The sequence below is a fragment of the Bergeyella zoohelcum ATCC 43767 genome, from assembly GCF_000301075.1.
Taxonomy (GTDB): Bacteria; Bacteroidota; Bacteroidia; order Flavobacteriales; family Weeksellaceae; genus Bergeyella; species Bergeyella zoohelcum.
In genome coordinates, this window is sequence record NZ_JH932293.1 from 393,050 (window position 1) to 410,305 (window position 17,256).

The 17,256-nt window shown below is 37.0% G+C and carries 12 protein-coding genes; 10 read left to right on the top strand and 2 right to left on the bottom strand.

The features are described 5' to 3' along the window. Positions 1-27: 27 nt before the first annotated feature. Together HMPREF9699_RS01815 and HMPREF9699_RS01820 are read right to left on the bottom strand one after the other, a co-directional pair. Positions 28-1,407, bottom strand: a complete 1,380-nt coding sequence (locus tag HMPREF9699_RS01815) for a UDP-N-acetylmuramate--L-alanine ligase (protein ID WP_002661890.1) — start codon at positions 1,405-1,407, stop codon at positions 28-30. Positions 1,408-1,509: 102 nt separating this feature from the next. Then, positions 1,510-2,490 (bottom strand): hypothetical protein, encoded by a 981-nt coding sequence (locus HMPREF9699_RS01820; RefSeq protein WP_002661892.1) that lies wholly within the window; start codon positions 2,488-2,490, stop codon positions 1,510-1,512. Between the two features lie 57 nt (positions 2,491-2,547). On the opposite strand from HMPREF9699_RS01820, the gene HMPREF9699_RS01825 reads away from it, so the two are divergent. The 10 genes from HMPREF9699_RS01825 to lepA all read left to right on the top strand — a co-directional run bounded on the left by HMPREF9699_RS01825 (position 2,548) and on the right by lepA (position 17,174). After that, entirely contained in the window at positions 2,548-3,144 is a 597-nt protein-coding gene (locus HMPREF9699_RS01825) for a thymidine kinase (RefSeq protein ID WP_034985419.1), read from the top strand. Positions 3,145-3,405: 261 nt separating this feature from the next. Next, complete coding sequence (gene miaB, locus HMPREF9699_RS01830; RefSeq protein WP_002661894.1) at positions 3,406-4,848, top strand: tRNA (N6-isopentenyl adenosine(37)-C2)-methylthiotransferase MiaB; 1,443 nt, start codon at positions 3,406-3,408, stop codon at positions 4,846-4,848. 138 nt (positions 4,849-4,986) lie between these two features. After that, a complete protein-coding gene (locus tag HMPREF9699_RS01835) occupies positions 4,987-6,285 on the top strand; it encodes a Fic family protein (protein ID WP_002661895.1) in 1,299 nt (432 codons plus the stop codon). Positions 6,286-6,611: 326 nt separating this feature from the next. Continuing rightward, positions 6,612-7,292, top strand: coding sequence for a DUF6261 family protein (locus HMPREF9699_RS01840; RefSeq protein WP_002661896.1), 681 nt, complete (start codon positions 6,612-6,614; stop codon positions 7,290-7,292). A gap of 60 nt (positions 7,293-7,352) precedes the next feature. Then, on the top strand, positions 7,353-10,211 hold the full coding sequence (locus HMPREF9699_RS01845) for a reprolysin-like metallopeptidase (protein WP_002661897.1): 2,859 nt from the start codon (positions 7,353-7,355) through the stop codon (positions 10,209-10,211). Positions 10,212-10,256: 45 nt separating this feature from the next. Continuing rightward, a complete protein-coding gene (locus tag HMPREF9699_RS01850) occupies positions 10,257-11,546 on the top strand; it encodes a sigma-54 interaction domain-containing protein (RefSeq protein WP_002661899.1) in 1,290 nt (429 codons plus the stop codon). A gap of 26 nt (positions 11,547-11,572) precedes the next feature. Continuing rightward, on the top strand, positions 11,573-12,097 hold the full coding sequence (gene lptE, locus HMPREF9699_RS01855) for an LPS assembly lipoprotein LptE (protein ID WP_034986053.1): 525 nt from the start codon (positions 11,573-11,575) through the stop codon (positions 12,095-12,097). 8 nt (positions 12,098-12,105) lie between these two features. Then, positions 12,106-13,710: a hypothetical protein gene (locus HMPREF9699_RS01860; RefSeq protein WP_002661907.1), complete on the top strand. Its 1,605-nt coding sequence runs from the start codon at positions 12,106-12,108 to the stop codon at positions 13,708-13,710. A 67-nt stretch (positions 13,711-13,777) separates the two neighbouring features. Continuing rightward, entirely contained in the window at positions 13,778-15,301 is a 1,524-nt protein-coding gene (locus tag HMPREF9699_RS01865; RefSeq protein WP_002661909.1) for a GH3 auxin-responsive promoter family protein, read from the top strand. Positions 15,302-15,377: 76 nt separating this feature from the next. Next, positions 15,378-17,174: a translation elongation factor 4 gene (gene lepA / locus HMPREF9699_RS01870; protein WP_034985423.1), complete on the top strand. Its 1,797-nt coding sequence runs from the start codon at positions 15,378-15,380 to the stop codon at positions 17,172-17,174. Positions 17,175-17,256: the final 82 nt, after the last annotated feature.

Consider the following 17,256-nt stretch of genomic DNA (forward strand, 5'->3'; position numbering starts at 1 on the left):
TTCAATAGGGAAAAATAGTCCTTCTATTTACAATTTGTCAAACACTTCTTTACAAAACGCTTCTAAACTTGGGTCTCTGGCTCCCATGAGTAGTAGTACAGCATTTCCGGTAAGAGCGGGTTTTAAGTGATGGAGTAAATCATTCCTATCTTCCACGAAAAAGGCATTTTTACCTTTCTTTTGTAGGTCTTTCACCAAGTCATTAGCAGAAATATCTTTGGTGGCTGTTCCACCTGCGTAGAAAATCTCACTCATCCAAATTTCATCTTGTGGACGAAGTGCATGAGTGATTTCTTCTACAAAATCATTTCTTAAAAAGCGTGTAGGTCCGTAGCCATGAGGCTGAAACCATGCGATAACTTTATCGGCCAAAGGCTGGCAGGCCTTGATACTCGCTGCGCATTTAGCAGGATTATGAGCATAATCATCAATTACCCAAATGCCATTTTTTTGCCCTAAAATTTGGTGCCTACGGTAAATACCTTCATAGTTTTCTAAACTTTTAGCACAAGTTTTTAAATCTACACCTATCTGGTGGGCTACAGCGATGGCTGCTACGGCATTTTCCACAGAATGCTGACCGATGGCGTTCATTTTCACGGTTTGCCCTAAAACTTCAAAACGAAGTTCAAAGCCTTTTTGGGTAAAATTGGTAGCATTATATTTCGCTGTTTCCTTTTCAAAACCGAAATCATGCTCTGTATTGGCAGATAGTTGCTGTGATAATGTATTAGTTTGATTTACAATGAATAAGTTTTTGGTATTTCGTTTAAAAGTAGAAAACAAATCCATCAGTTCATCAATTTCCTGATGGTCTTTATCCACATTGAGCAGTAGTCCAATATCAGGTGTATATTGTATTACAGAGCCATCACTTTCATCTGCTTCAATGATGAGCCACTCTCCATTGCCTACAAATGCATTGCCTATTCTTCCTTGTTTGATGATGCTGGTAAGCCCTGCTCCAGAGATAATGCTTGGTGCCAAACCAGCATCAAGCAGTATTTGAAATAGCATAGCTGAAGTAGTTGATTTACCAGAAGTTCCAGCTACAGCTATGGTCTTTTTACTTTTCGCAATCAATGCTAAAAGTTCACTTCTTCGGATGATGGGAATGTTTAGTTCCTTGGCTTTTTTTACTTCATATACGGTATCTTCTATGGCTGTGGAAACTACCACCAAATCAGTATTTTCAGTAATTCCTGAACCGTCTTGCACGAAACATTGTATGCCCTCTGCCTCCAGTTGGTTTTGAGTGGCGTTGTACTCTCCTTCACGGAAATACCTATCACTTCCTGAAACTTCTTTCCCGATGCCTTGTAAATACTGGGCAATGGCACTCATACCTACTCCAGCAATTCCGATGAAAAAAGGTTTTTGGAAATTGTTGATATGATTGATATTCATTATTGTATTATTATTTTATTTGTAAGAGCTCGTCGTTTTTTGTTAAGGATTGGGATATGAACTCCTTAAAAGCAAACTTTAGAACTGGTAAGAATCTTTTTATTACAAAAATCGATTTTCTACCAGTGACCACAGTCTTTGGGCATATTCATCTACTTTTTCCCAATTTTTCTCGTAATACATATCACTCAGGTATTCTTTTGCAGCATCTACATGGTCAAAGGAATTAAGTATTCTCACTGTTTCATTAAGCTCATGCTGGCTACCATCAAATAATTTCTGAGTAAATGCCAGTTTATCATTGAGGTCTAGTTTGAATACTTTGGGCGTTTTGGGAAACATATCCGCAAAAAACTCTCCTTGAACAGCTTTCGCACCTTCCTCAAAAATAGGCGTTTGGAGCCCTTTGATATTAGCTAATTTCAATTTCTTTTCTTGAGATGTTTCTGTAGGTGTATTATGTTCTTTTGTTTCCGGTTTATTTTCTTCCAAATTTTCCTCTTCTAATGAAGCTTCTGTTATAGTGTTCTCTTTTTCAGCTTCTTCTATCTCTTCTATTTTATCAGAAATACTCGGCTCTACGCCTCCTACACAGAGTGATTCTTCTCCATTATCGAAATCACCTAAAAGTTCATTTGGCTGAATATCATGAGCTACTTCATTGGCACCATTTTCTATGGAAATGCTTTCAGTAGTTGATATCTCAGCATTTTCATCAGATGACAGATGGGCGTTATTAATAGGTTCATTTGTGTTTTCAGAAATTTGTACTTGCTCCTCAGAAGTTTTTGTTTCGTCTACAATGTTTTCATTCTCTGTGATTTCTATCTCATTATTCAGTTTATTTTCAGGCTCTTTATGGATGATGGTACTCACTTCTTCTCGTGTCTGTTGCACAAGAGGGGTGGAAATGAGCAGAGCATATTCATTGAGTTGAGTAGCGAAGTCTTGTAGTCGGATTAATTTTTCGAAGAGTGGTCTTTTATCGATAAAATCTTGTACCGACTGGATGTCTGAAAGCTGGAGAATGGTAGATTGAATATCAGCAATGAGCTGGTTAATAATGTCTTGAGAGGTATTCATATCAGTTGACTATTTTTGCGTATTTTTGAGATTCCAAAATTACGGCTAATTTAACAAATGTTTTTAGAAAATACAATTAATCATTCAAAACAAAGCGGATGGATGGAAGTCATCTGTGGATCAATGTTTTCTGGAAAAACTGAAGAGCTGATTCGCAGACTTCGTAGGGCGGAAATGGCGGGACAAAATGTGGAAATTTTTAAACCCAAATTGGATACCCGATATTCTGAAGAAGATGTGGTATCGCACAATCGGAATAAAATTCCCAGTACGGCGGTGGAAACGCCAGATGAAATTTTGCTTTTAGGCTCTAATTGTGATGTGGTAGGCATAGATGAAGCTCAGTTTTTTGATGAAAGTATTGTAGAAGTGGCAAATCAGCTTGCCAATAGTGGTGTACGCGTAGTCATTGCAGGGCTAGATATGGATTTTATGGGAAGACCGTTTGGTCCTATGCCATTTCTTATGGCTACAGCAGAATATGTAACGAAGGTACACGCCATCTGTAAAAGGACTGGAAATCTTGCCAACTACTCCATGCGTACTTCTACCAGTAAAGATTTGGTAGAACTCGGTGAAACGGAAAGTTATGAAGCCGTAAGCCGTAGAGTTTTTGTAGATGAATTTTTAGAGGTTAGAAAATTAAAAGGCTGAAAGCCATACGCTAAGAGTCTGTTACTTACTGTTTATAGCATTTTTATTTCCCTTCAAAACACTTTTTAAAATTCTGCCAGAATGGCAGAATTTTCCATATCTTTGCAGATTGAATAACAGGAGGTTTCAAGTTGAAAAAATAGAAATCATCCCAAGATAGCATTAGAAAAACGAAAGAATATTTTTCATTTTATGGAATGGTTTTAATATCCATCAAAGGATAGATTTTATCTCCATACAATCACCTTAATTTTGAATAACATGCAAGAAAAATACATAGACGAAAACAAGCAAGGCGAGGCGTATGCCATTGCGGAGAAAGAAGGAAATACTAAAAAACTTTTTTTGGAGAGTTATGGCTGTCAGATGAACTTTTCGGATAGCGAAATTGTAGCTTCTATTCTTAATGAGCAAGGCTACAATACCACCTTGAAAGTAGAAGAGGCGGATTTGATTTTGCTCAATACCTGCTCAATACGGGAAAAAGCAGAACAAACCGTCCGTAACCGATTGTCTTCCTTCCATCACCTGAAAAAAAGCAAACCTAACCTCACCGTAGGCGTATTGGGCTGTATGGCAGAAAGGCTCAAAACCAAATTTTTGGAAGAAGAACATTTGGTAGATTTGGTGGTGGGTCCCGATGCGTACAGAGATTTACCCAACCTACTGAAAGAAACTGAAGGGGGCAGAGATGCCATTAATGTAATCCTTTCTAAAGACGAAACTTACGCCGATATTAATCCCGTAAGATTGGGCGGAAATGGCGTTACAGCGTTCGTTACCATTACAAGAGGGTGTGATAATATGTGTACTTTTTGTGTAGTACCCTTTACAAGAGGAAGGGAACGAAGCCGAGACCCGCACTCTATCATTAATGAATGTAAAGAACTTTGGGAAAATGGCTATAAAGAGATTACCCTGCTGGGGCAGAATGTAGATTCTTACCTTTGGTACGGTGGAGGACCTAAAAAAGATTTTGCCAAAGCCACCGAAATGCAGAAACTTACGGCGGTACACTTCGCTCAGCTATTGGAAATGGTGGCCAAAGCCGTTCCTGAAATGCGTATCCGTTTTGCTACTTCTAATCCTCAGGATATGAGCCTTGATGTATTCCGAATGATGGCAAAATACCCTAATATCTGTAGATATGTGCACCTTCCTGTACAAAGTGGGAGCGATAATATGCTCAAAGCTATGAACCGCCAGCACACGCGTCAGGAATATTTGGATTTAATTAAAGAAGCGAAGAACATTGTCCCTGATATTGCATTTTCCCAAGATATGATTGTAGGGTTCTGTGGCGAAACCGAAGAGGACCATCAAGATACACTTTCCCTCATGCGGGAAGTAGAGTATGATTACGGCTATATGTTCGCTTACTCGGAGAGGCCAGGAACGCCTGCTCATAAAAAAATGGAAGACGATATTCCTGCCGATGTAAAACAAAGAAGATTGTCCGAAGTCATCGCTTTACAGGGGGAATTGTCCCGAAAAAGAATGGCATCCTATGTAGGGAAAACCCACGAAATTTTGATTGAGGGAACTTCTAAAAAGAACGAGAACCAATGGAAAGGACGAAATTCTCAAAATGCCGTTTGTGTATTCGATAAGCAAGAGGGACAAAAGGTAGGTGATTTAGTGAATGTTTTTGTGTATGACAATACGCAGGGAACTTTGATAGGGAGAGTGGAGGAGAAGTATTAAGCTTACTCGTTATAAAAAATCTCGTTTCATCTAAAAGGTTTTATCAGCAAAGTACTTTGTAAAAACCGCGAGATTTTACATAAATCTTGCGGTTTTTGCTTACTTTTGTCTTTCGTATAACTTTTTAGAGTACATAAAATGATAGAACAAGCTCCTAAAATAGAAGATAATACCCAAATTTTATCACTAATGGTAAAATATCAGCTAAATGGTCAGCTACGAAATATTCAAAATGACTATTTGTATTGGGACAAAATAAAATACAAAGCCAGAGACTGTACGCCTTTGGAGTTATGGAGTGCAGTGAAATTAGACAGATTATTAAAACAAAGAGAGATCCGTTTTCATTCGTCAAAGTTTCACTATGTCATTACGGGTTATATTGAAAAAGCCCTTCATAAATTGGATATGAATATTGGTGGAATGCTGGGAAGTAATATAGGTATTGCCGAAACGGATAAAACCAAATTTATCATCAGTTCTATAATGGAGGAAGCCATTTCCAGTAGCCAAATGGAAGGGGCAAATACCACGAGAAAAAAGGCAAAAGAAATGATTCAGCAAGAGAAAAAGCCTAAAAACACATCTGAGCAGATGATTCATAATAATTTTATCACAATGAAATATATTGCTCAATATAAAGATGAAGATTTGACCCCAGAAAACCTCCTTTACATACATAGGTTGATTACCAAAGACACATTAGATTCAGCAGAAGATGAAGGAAAATTCAGAGATGATGATGAAGTAAGAGTAATAAATTACACAGATGGCGAGGTGGTACATACACCTCCATTGCAGTCAGATCTTTCTCGGCTCATAGAAGATTTATGTGTGTTTTTTAATACGGATAATGGAGAATTTATTCACCCTATCATTAAGGGGTGTATCATTCATTTTATGCTCGGATGGATACACCCTTTTACTGATGGCAATGGGCGTACAGCAAGAGCCTTATTCTACTGGTATATGCTGAAAAAAGGTTATTGGCTCACTGAATATTTATCCATTTCAAGGATAATCAAGGATACAAAAACACAATATGAAAAGGCCTACCTGTATACCGAAATAGATGGAAATGACCTTACTTATTTCATTACCTATCATATCAAAACAATGGAAAAGGCTTTTGATGCATTAAAAGAATATATTGGGCGTAAGCAAAAAGAGGTATTCCAAGCTGCAAAATTTATGAAAATACCGAATGTAAATGATAGAATGGCACAAATCCTTAAAATAATACACGATGACCCTGAAAGAATACTAAATACTAAAGAAATGGAGCATCGATTTAATGTATCCAGCTATACCGCAAGAACCGACTTGAAAACATTAGTAGAATTGGGATTTCTGCAAATCATTCAAGTCAATAAACAAAAGCAGAATTTTATAAAATCACCTCATTTTGAAAATGTATTGAAGCAATATAATTTATGACATATGTAACATAACTCTATTAGGAAAAAATGTTTTTCCATAGATTTGTACAGGATATGAGTTTAAGATGATTTTCTCTGATATTTCCTCAACCCATTAAAGTATAAGAAAATCCAAACTTCGGACTACTTCAAGACGAGGGATTAGCAAGGCTCCAATTTCGGACAGAGCCAATCTAAGAGGATTATAAAAATCCGAAGCTCGGATAAGATGAAGAATAAAGAACTGATAAAATCCAAGTTTTGGACAGTATTAAAACTTAAGGATTAATGCTTTCCAATAAATAAAATTTAACATTTAAAACAAATTCTTAAAATATTAATAAAATGATTACAAAAAGCAACTTGAAAAATATCCGAATAATGGCTTTTGTTCAAGTAATGAACAATGTAAAGTCATTTTTAGCCAAGGAAAATCTCGAAACGCTGAACCTAACGGCATTGGCTACGGCATTTAATGCTCAGCTATCTGCACTAGAAGAAGCGATAAAGCCACTAAGAAAGAACGAGAATACTGCGAAGATAAAACAATTAGACCACAAGAGAGATACGCTTCTTATGGGCTTTATTAAATATTGCCGATTATTCCAGACCTTTCCAGAAGAAGCCTCTTCACAAGCAGCGAAAAAACTCATCATCATCATCGAGAAATATGGAAAAAACCCACAAAAGCAAGGACTGAGGGAGGAAACCGCCATCATCAGAAATCTTCTCGCAGACCTTGAAGTGATAGATTTAGCACAGGCCGTTACCACCATAGGAGCTACAAAATGGTTAGAACACCTAAAAACAACCAATGCAGAATTGGAAAAACTCCACACCGAACGCACCGAAGAACAAAGTGCTATAGAAGTAGGAAAAACCAAAGCTGAACGAGAGAAAATGCAAGAGGCTTTTGATCAATTGGTAATCGCTATCAATGGGCTTTCGCTTATAAATGGCAAAGAAAAGTACCAAAACCTAATAAATGCAATTAATTTAGAAATTAAAGAAGTATCTGTGAAGTAATAAGTTTTATTATCCTAGATAAAGTAATCATAAAAACTGTATTTGAAAGCATTATAACCGATGAGAAAAAATATTTTTTTATTCTTAATTTGTTTTGTACATAGTGTATTTGCACAGCAAGTATTTAAAACCTCTACAAAGGCTCATGAGGTGGCAGAACGCTTTTTTCAAAATAAATCTATTGAATGGATCATCCCTATTTCTCCATCTGAAAGACTTACTTTGCAGTGGAGTGAACGGAAAAATTCCTTTACTGAAAAGACGGGTATCCGTACTTTTGTAGGGTATCAGGGAGATTTATTTATAGCTACGATGTCTATTTCAAATACAGGGGATGTATCTGGAGATTTTACTTGGAAGGAAAAGCAGTGGAGGATAGTTACTTCCAGAGATGGTTATCTCTCTATCATTAAGGAATCTTCACAAGGTAAATGTGGAGGCTGTGATGGTGGAAATTGTAATGTTCATGGTAATATGGGAGTTCATAGGAATCCAGCAAATATTTTTTCAAAGGCTGGATCGCAGAGTAAGCAAATTCACACAGATAATTTTTTGCGTGTATTCCGTTTAGCTGTACTTGTGGATAAGCATTACTATAATAGGTATGGAAGCAAACAGTCTGTTAGAGGTTTTTGGAGCAGATTGGAGACTTCTCTTAATGAATATTATGCCAGAGAAATAGGTATTACATTTCAAATAGTAAATAATGACAAGTTAATTATTGATTCCTCTCCAATTTTTGATGGAAAAACAGCTGACAGAATTATAAATAGTGCTACATTCAAAATAAGTAATCTTATAGGCGAAGAAAACTATGATGCAGGGATTGTAATTGCAAGAAATAGTGACACCGGTATAGGTGGACTGGCAGGTCTCGGACGCGTTAATTACTCTACTTCAAAAGCAAAAGCAATGTCTACCAATATAAATCGTATCATCGCCCACGAGCTTGGACATTTATTTGGCTCACTACATACCTTTACAACAGGAGGAACTAGTACCATAAAAACAGAGCCTGGTAATGGACAGTCTATTATGAGCTATGGAACTCCTGTTAATTTTTTTTCATTGCCAAGTATTTATTTTATTCGTGAAACGGTCAGAGCGAATACTATGGTAGGTACTTCAAAAAACAATGAAGCACCTGTTATTGATACCACAAAGCTTAGTAGAGAATATACACTCCCTAAAGAAACTTTTTTTCAATTTAAAATTGATGCGACGGATTCTGATGGAGACCCACTTTTGTATGCGTTTCATCAGGCAGATATAAGAAAAAATAATGCTCAGTTTGAATCCGAAAAATCTACTCGTGATAACACAAAAGCATTCTATAACCATTGGGTGATAGGAAGTTTTGTTAAAAGAGAATATGATTTAAGTGCTGGGAAAGCATATACTTTTTGGTTAGGGGTCAATGACACTAAGGATACTTACAATGAGATAATTAATCATCCTACTCGCTATGATATGTATGAAACCAAGGTGAAATATGTAGATGGGATACCTTTCAAAATTACCAATTTTCAAAGCAAAAAATACAAAACAGGAGAGAAGGTAATGCTTACTTGGAATGTAGATAGCTTGTTAAGAAATCATAAAGTGCGTATTTTACTTTCTAATGATTTTGGAAAAACCTTTAATCATGTTTTAGCTCTAGAAACAGAAAATGATGGAAGCCACGAAATCGTGATGCCTCATACTGCTATAGGAAGACAAGTTTATCATGCAGACCAAAACGGAAACCCTATTTTTCACTCTGGTTTGGGGCTTATCAAAATTGAAGTTATTGACCATATTGCTTTTGCTTTAACAAATAATGATGTTACAGGAAATGGAGGTTTTGAGGTGGAAAATTCTGAGATCATCTTTACTAAAACACCACCTTCTAATATTAAAATTCTGGATGGAAGTCCTATTCCTCATGCGGATATAGAGGCTGTTTCTACTTGTTCAGGTAATAGTACTACGCAATTAACTTTAAATGAAGTAAGATACCAAAACTTTATTACAAGAACTTGGACGGCTCAAGATAGCTGTGGTAATACTTCTAGTTTTGTTCAGCATATTGAAATTGAACAGCCTACTACCCCCCCTACACCATCTACACCACAGCAAGTAAAAGGAAGGGTAGGTGTAAATACAGAAAACCCAGAAGTTACACTAGATATAAGAAGAATAGAGCTTCATCTTTTACCTTTGGGACAGCCACAAGGTGTTTCTTTCCCGAATTTTACTACAACAGAAAGAGATACTTTTGATAAAAAAGAAATAAAGGAAGGTACTATGATTTATAATATTACGGAAAAGTGTTTAGAAATATTTCAGCATAATACTTGGATGTGTCTAGGAAAACCTGCTAATAGTAATACCAGTACCTCTACCATTCTTACTAAAAAATATACTAAAGGAAGAATGGGAATTAATACGGGGAATCCTCAAGCCAGTTTAGATATAATGGAGATAGATATACATGTTTTACCTATGGGACAGCCTCAGGGTGTATCTTTCCCTAATTTTACTACCCAAAAAAGAAATTCTTTTGACAAACAAAAAATAAAAGAGGGTACCATGATTTATAATATTACGGAAAAGTGTTTACAAATATTTCAGGATAATGACTGGAATTGTTTCCATGCATTTCCTGCTATTAATGGTAGCAGTATACCATTGGCAGCAGCTCCTAGTAAAGAATACTATAAAGGTAGGGTAGGTATCAATATTAGTAAACCTCAAGCTACTTTAGATATCAGAGAAATAGACGAAAACTTTTTACAAGGGGTATCTTTTCCTAATTTTACTACGCTAGAAAGAGCGTCTTTTGATACAACGGAGATAAAAGAAGGTACCATGATTTACAATACCACCGAAAAATGTTTAGAAATATTTCAAAACAATTTGTGGGAATGTTTAAGATAATAAACCATTTATGATTATATTTTAAATAGTTTTTAGATTAATTTAATGAGCAAACTACAAGACATAAAAAATAGATTTGGAATCATTGGGAATTACCCTATGCTCAATAGAGCATTAGAAAAGGCGATACAAGTTGCACCCACAGATATTTCCGTTTTGGTAATTGGAGAATCTGGTGTAGGAAAAGAGCATATTCCCAAAATTATTCACGCAGAATCTCGCAGAAAGCACCAGCCCTACATTGTGGTCAATTGTGGAGCTATCCCTGAGGGAACCATAGATTCTGAACTTTTTGGACACGAGAAAGGAGCCTTTACAGGGGCAACTTCCACCAGAAAAGGCTATTTTGAAGTGGCCGACGGCGGTACGATTTTCCTTGATGAGGTGGGCGAATTGCCTTTGCAAACGCAAGTGAGATTGCTTCGTGTTTTGGAAAGTGGCGAGTTTATGAAAGTAGGTTCGTCCCAAGTACAAAAAACCAATGTAAGAATAGTAGCGGCTACCAATGTGAATATGATGAACGCCATTGAGGAAGGGCGTTTTCGGGAAGATTTGTATTATAGACTGAACACGGTGCAGATAGATATGCCACCTTTGAGAGAAAGAAAAGGGGATATTCATTTGTTGTTTAGAAAGTTTGCGATTGATTTTGCAGAAAAATATAGAATGCCCGAGCTTCAGCTAACGGAAGATGCAGTAAAGTATTTGGAAAGTTACAGTTTCCCTGGGAATATCCGTCAACTCAGGAATTTGGTGGAACAAATGACGGTGGTAGAACAAAATCGTGAAGTGAACTCTACGCGACTGGCAGAATATATTCCACAGCAGGCCAACCTCCCTGCCGTGGTACAAAAATCTAATGCAGGAGGCGTTTCCAGCACCGAATTTCATACCGAAAGAGAAATTATGTACAAAATCCTTTTCGATATGAGGAATGATATTAATGATTTAAAATCCTTAACTTCGGAGCTGATAAAGAATCGTGGAAATACAGAGTTTAGCACTTCAGAAAAAGGTTTAATTAGTAGGATTTATAATCAAGATAATCAGGTAAATAATCCTAATTCTCTTTTATATTTTGAAAATCCAGCATCACCCAATGTGGTGAATCCTACCATTATTTCTCCATCTACGCAGGAAGATTATGAAGATGTGCAAGAAATAGAAGTGGAAGAAGCTAAGCCAGAAACGCTATCGCTCCAGAATAACGAGAAGGAACTCATTATAAAAGCACTAGAAAAACACAAGGGCAGAAGAAATAAAGCGGCCGATGAACTTGGGATTTCCCAGAGAACGCTGTATAGAAAAATAAAACAATACAATTTGGAAGACTGATGAAGTTAAAAAAATTGAGATTTAGGATGAAAGATTTAAAACTGTGGCTTATGGCTTACGGCTTATGGCTTGTAGCCCTTAGCTCTTGCTATAGTTTTACGGGTTCTTCCCTGAGTCCTGAAACGAAGACCATACAAATCAATCCTTTTATTAACAATTCGCCACTGAACAATCCTACACTGGCACAGCAGTTTACCATTGATTTACAAAACCGGTTTTTACAAAGAACTACACTGAAAGGAACTAAGGAAAATCCTAGTATCTTGTTAGAAGGAGAGATTACGGGCTACACCATTTCCCCTACCACAGTAACTTCCCCCACCGAATCTGTGGGAGGAGTTTTGCAGTCTGCACAAAACAAACTTACGATATCAGTAAAAGTGCATTATGAAAACCGTGTAGAGCCCGAAAAAAGTTTTGACAGAACATTTACAGATGAGGTAGTTTTTTCTAATACACTCAGTACTATTGATATAGAAAATACACAAGTGCGATTAGTAAATGAAAGAATCATCAATAAAATATTTAATGATATAGTAGCCAATTGGTAATAAATAATATGAATAATAGAGTTTTAGAGTTACTTTTTCAGCCCCATCAGATTAATCAGCAAGACCTACCATTGATACAAAATGAGATTAAGAAATATCCTTTTGTGCAAAGTTTTAGGGCTTTATACCTTCTGGGCGTATCTACATTTGAACAAGAAAACTATAATGCCATTCTTGCCAATACGGCTGCTTTTACTACCGATAAAAAAATTCTTTATCATTTGGTAAACGGAAAAAGAAATACGCCAATTACCCCTGAAGAAAGTGAAAATCATCTAACAGAGCAAAGCATTGGTGAGGAAAGTCATGAAAATAAAGACGCTTATTTGGAAGAAGAAGCTGGTGAGGTAGAAATCAATACCAATCAAGAAGCCATTGGAGAAAAACTCACCGAAGTGGAAACATGGATAAAACCAGAAGAGGAAAGCAATGTAATAGCTGAAACTACAGAAAATAAAACTATTACAAGTAAAAGTGTCATTGAAAAGAGCGAGGAAAATACCCAAACTAATGCTGAAAATGAAACGATAGAAAGCCATGAACATCATTTAAAAGCTCCACCTGAAATGGAAGAGCATATATCTGAAACTACTCAAAATGACACAGAGGTAGAGGAAAACAAAGCAATAGTAAAAGATGAGGAAGAGGTGTATCATCATGAAATTAATTTCCATGAAAATACAGAAAGCCATTTTGTTCATGCTCCTGTGAAACGGGAAGAACATTTTGTACCTACAAAAAATGAAACCCTTGATAAATACGAAGAAGAAAGAAGAAAACTGATAGAGGAAGTAGAAAGAAAACTGAAAGAAAAAAAACAGTCTCAAAGTCAAGAGGTATCTCAAGAAGAAGAGAATTTGGATAATTTTAATCTCAATTTCTCAGAAGCAGATATGGCATGGGAAAAAGAACAAAAAGAAACAGAGATTACAGATAAAGAGGAAGCCTCACAGGAGAATACATCTTCTTGGCAGCCTATGAATCTTCACGCTGAAAAACACAATTTCAGAAAAATAACCACAGAGAAAAAGCAAGAAGAGAATGATACATCTAATGAAGAGACTGCAGAAAATACTCCAGAGGAAGCACCTATAATGACGGTTTCTTTCTTTACACCTACAGTAACACCTATTGCGGTAGAGGAAGAAAACTCTGCTCCACAAGAGGAAAAAAATGAGGAAGAAAAAAAACAAGAAGTATCACCGAAAGCCATAGAGGATAGAGATTCTAATATCCCTACTTTTCTATCTACTTGGCAAAGTTGGTTAAAAATTGATAGAAATTCTTCTGTAAAAACTTTTACAAGCCCTAAGAAGGCAAAAGTAGAAAATGTCAAAGCCCAAGCCATCGATAAGTTCATCGAAACAGAGCCTAAAATTTCACCGATAAAAAAAGACGAAACTGCCGCACCACTTATTAAAGAAAGAAAAGATGATGATATCCTTCACCTCATGACGGAAACCCTCGCCAATATCTATGTAGAACAGAGACTATACAGCAGGGCTTTAGAGGCTTACGAAGTTTTAATGGATAAACATCCTTCTAAAAAAGAAATCTTTGAACAAAAAATAGAGGAAATTAAAAAACTCAAAAATGCCAATTTAGGGCAGTGATTTTTTTACTTCTCAATTTGTTCTAAATTTTAGTGCTATCTACGCTTTTTTTTCTATATTTGTAGATATGGCGACTAAAACTTTGTTTAATTCTGTAGTGAATTGGTTCATCAAACAAAGAATCGATCAGATACAAAACTTTATGCGGCATCCTATTGATACTCAGAGAGGGATATTATTCTCTCAGCTCTATCATGCCGAAGATACAGAATATGGAAAACTGCACGGTTTTAGTAGCATTAGTTCTTATGAGGACTTTAAAAATCAGGTGCCTATTGTTTCCTATGAAGATTTTGAGCCTTATATAGAAAGAGCAAGGCAGGGACAAAAAAATATCATCTGGCCAGGAGCGATTAAGAATTTTGCCAAATCTTCGGGAACTACCAATGCTAAAAGTAAGTTTATCCCTATTACTCAGGATAGTTTAGAGAAATGCCACATGAAGGCGGGGAAAGACATGGTATCCATTTATGCCAATAATCATCCAGACAATCAGCTTTTTTCTAATAAAAATTTAAGATTAGGAGGAAGTGCAGAGCTGTATGAGGAATTTAATACTAAATTCGGAGATTTATCTGCTATACTGATAGATAACCTTCCATTCTGGGTAGAAATTACTACCACACCCAGCAAAAAAGTATCCCTTATGTCTGAGTGGGAACAGAAGCTGAAAGCCATTGTAGAAGAGGTAGTTCATGCGGATGTAGGAAGCCTTACAGGAGTGCCCAGCTGGATGATGGTGCTTTTACAGAGAATACTGAAAGAAAAAAATATCAATACCATAGGTGAACTTTGGCCGAATTTAGAAGTATTCTTTCATGGGGGAATTAATTTTTCGCCTTATCGGGAAGAATACAAAAAAATCATTGGTAGAACTATTAACTACTACGAAATTTACAACGCTTCTGAAGGTTTCTTCGGTATTCAAGACCGGTCAGGAAGTGATGAGATGCTCCTCATGCTGGACTACGGAATTTTCTATGAATTTATCCCGATGGACCAATTCTCTACTGAAAATCCTATGGCTATTCCATTAGAGGAGGTGGAATTGGGTAAAAACTATGCGGTGGTCATCACTACTAATGGCGGACTATGGCGTTATATCATAGGAGATACGGTAATATTTACCAGCTTAGATCCTTACAGGATAAAAATTTCGGGGAGAACCAAACATTATATCAATGCTTTCGGGGAGGAACTGATGATAGGAAATGTGGAATCTGCCATCGTAAAAGCATGTCAGGAGACGGGTGCTTCGGTCAGAGAGTTTACGGGAGCTCCTATTTTCATGGAAGGTAATGAAAGCGGGGGGCATGAATGGGTTTTTGAATTTAATACAGCTCCAGATTCCTTAGAAAAATTTACACAGGCATTTGATGAACACCTTAAACAGGTAAATTCTGACTACGAGGCAAAGAGATATAATAATATGACACTGAAAAGCCCAGTAATCCATAAAGCTCCCGAAGGGTTATTTTATCAGTGGATGCAGAGCAGAGGAAAAATGGGAGGACAGAATAAAGTGCCTAGGCTTAGCAATGATAGAACTTATATCACGCCTATATTAGAACTTATGAAGTCACATTTTTAGAAAAACATCTGTTTTTTAAGCACTAAACGAAGATTTGAAGCAAAATTCATTATTTTTGCACGATACCATTTTATACATGAAAAACATCAGAAATTTTTGCATCATTGCTCATATAGACCATGGTAAATCTACCTTGGCAGATAGACTTTTAGAATACACCAATACCGTAAGCCAAAGAGAGTTACAAGCTCAAACTTTGGACGATATGGATTTAGAAAAAGAAAGAGGGATTACCATTAAATCTCACGCCATTCAAATGGACTACGAGTACAAAGGGGAGAAATATGTACTCAATCTTATTGACACTCCAGGGCATGTGGATTTCTCGTATGAAGTTTCGCGTTCCATTGCGGCGTGTGAGGGGGCTTTGCTCATCGTAGATGCGGCACAAAGTATTCAGGCACAAACGATCTCTAACCTTTATTTGGCATTAGAAAACGATTTGGAAATTATTCCTATCCTCAATAAAATAGACCTTCCGTCCGCAAATCCAGAGGAGGTAACCGATGAGATAGTGAACCTTCTAGGTTGCGAACCCGAAGATGTGCTGCGTGTTTCGGGAAAAACAGGAGAAGGGGTTCATGAGCTTTTAGAACAAATCGTAGAAAGAATTCCAGCTCCGAAGGGCGACCCTAATGCTCCACTCCAAGCCTTGATTTTTGACTCCGTCTTTAATCCATTTAGAGGAATTGAGGCGTATTTTAAAGTTGTAAACGGAAGCATCAAGAAAGGGGAAAAGGTAAAATTCATGGCAACGGATAAAACCTATGAAGCCGATGAGGTGGGAACACTCAAACTAAAACAAGCCCCTAAAAAATCCATAGAGTGCGGTGATGTAGGCTATATCATTTCGGGGATTAAAGATGCCCGAGAAGTAAAAGTGGGAGATACCATTACGAGCGTAGAAAACCCAGCCAATGCTCCTATAGAGGGATTTGAGGAGGTGAAGCCAATGGTTTTTGCGGGAATCTATCCTGTGGAAAGTGAAGATTTTGAAGAGCTAAGGACTTCTTTGGAAAAGTTAAGGTTGAATGATGCTTCTTTGGTTTTTGAACCAGAAAGTTCAGCGGCGTTAGGCTTCGGCTTCCGATGTGGATTCCTCGGTATGCTCCACATGGAAATCGTGCAGGAGCGTTTAGATAGAGAGTTTAATATGAATGTAATCACCACCGTTCCCAATGTTTCGTACCATGGTTACAGCAAAAAAGAACCCAATACGCCTATCCTCATCAATAACCCTTCTGAAATGATGGACCCTACGATTATGGACCGAGTGGAAGAGCCTTATATCAAGGCTTCTATTATCACAAAGTCGGATTTCGTAGGTGCGGTAATGACACTTTGCATCGAGAAAAGAGGCGAAATTGTTAATCAATCGTATTTAACATCGGATAGGGTAGAGTTAATATTCAATATGCCACTGGCGGAAGTGGTTTTTGATTTTTATGATAGACTAAAGTCAATATCCAAAGGATATGCTTCTTTTGATTATCATCCTATCGGTTTCCGAGCTTCTAAATTGGTGAAAATGGACATTCTGATCAATGGGGATATGGTAGATGCTTTGTCTTCCCTTATTCACGATAGTAATGCCTATAATATCGGGAAAAAGATGTGTGAGAAACTGCGTGAGCTGATTCCAAGACAGCAGTTTGACATCGCGGTACAAGCTGCCCTAGGAACGAAAGTGATTGCTCGTGAGACCATTAAAGCATTGAGGAAAGATGTAACGGCAAAATGTTACGGTGGGGATATCTCCCGTAAGCGTAAACTCCTAGAAAAACAAAAAGAAGGAAAGAAAAAAATGAAGCAAATCGGGCGTGTAGAGGTGCCACAATCTGCCTTTATGGCGGTGCTAAAGCTGAATGATTAGGGTGAACCCCCACGCATAAATATAAAACAACCTTTTCCAATCATGGAGGAGGTTGTTTTTATGATAGTTATCATAATTTAAT

What these genes read in the sequence shown, in the direction of transcription:
- HMPREF9699_RS01835 (WP_002661895.1), top strand. Translation starts at nt 4,987, where the DNA reads ATGATAGAACAAGCTCCTAAAATAGAAGATAATACCCAAATTTTATCA.
- HMPREF9699_RS01865 (WP_002661909.1), top strand. Translation starts at nt 13,778, where the DNA reads ATGGCGACTAAAACTTTGTTTAATTCTGTAGTGAATTGGTTCATCAAA.
- HMPREF9699_RS01860 (WP_002661907.1), top strand. Translation starts at nt 12,106, where the DNA reads ATGAATAATAGAGTTTTAGAGTTACTTTTTCAGCCCCATCAGATTAAT.
- miaB (WP_002661894.1), top strand. Translation starts at nt 3,406, where the DNA reads ATGCAAGAAAAATACATAGACGAAAACAAGCAAGGCGAGGCGTATGCC.
- lepA (WP_034985423.1), top strand. Translation starts at nt 15,378, where the DNA reads ATGAAAAACATCAGAAATTTTTGCATCATTGCTCATATAGACCATGGT.
- HMPREF9699_RS01850 (WP_002661899.1), top strand. Translation starts at nt 10,257, where the DNA reads ATGAGCAAACTACAAGACATAAAAAATAGATTTGGAATCATTGGGAAT.
- HMPREF9699_RS01825 (WP_034985419.1), top strand. Translation starts at nt 2,548, where the DNA reads ATGTTTTTAGAAAATACAATTAATCATTCAAAACAAAGCGGATGGATG.
- HMPREF9699_RS01815 (WP_002661890.1), bottom strand. Translation starts at nt 1,407, where the DNA reads ATGAATATCAATCATATCAACAATTTCCAAAAACCTTTTTTCATCGGA.
- HMPREF9699_RS01840 (WP_002661896.1), top strand. Translation starts at nt 6,612, where the DNA reads ATGATTACAAAAAGCAACTTGAAAAATATCCGAATAATGGCTTTTGTT.
- HMPREF9699_RS01845 (WP_002661897.1), top strand. Translation starts at nt 7,353, where the DNA reads ATGAGAAAAAATATTTTTTTATTCTTAATTTGTTTTGTACATAGTGTA.
- HMPREF9699_RS01820 (WP_002661892.1), bottom strand. Translation starts at nt 2,490, where the DNA reads ATGAATACCTCTCAAGACATTATTAACCAGCTCATTGCTGATATTCAA.
- lptE (WP_034986053.1), top strand. Translation starts at nt 11,573, where the DNA reads ATGAAAGATTTAAAACTGTGGCTTATGGCTTACGGCTTATGGCTTGTA.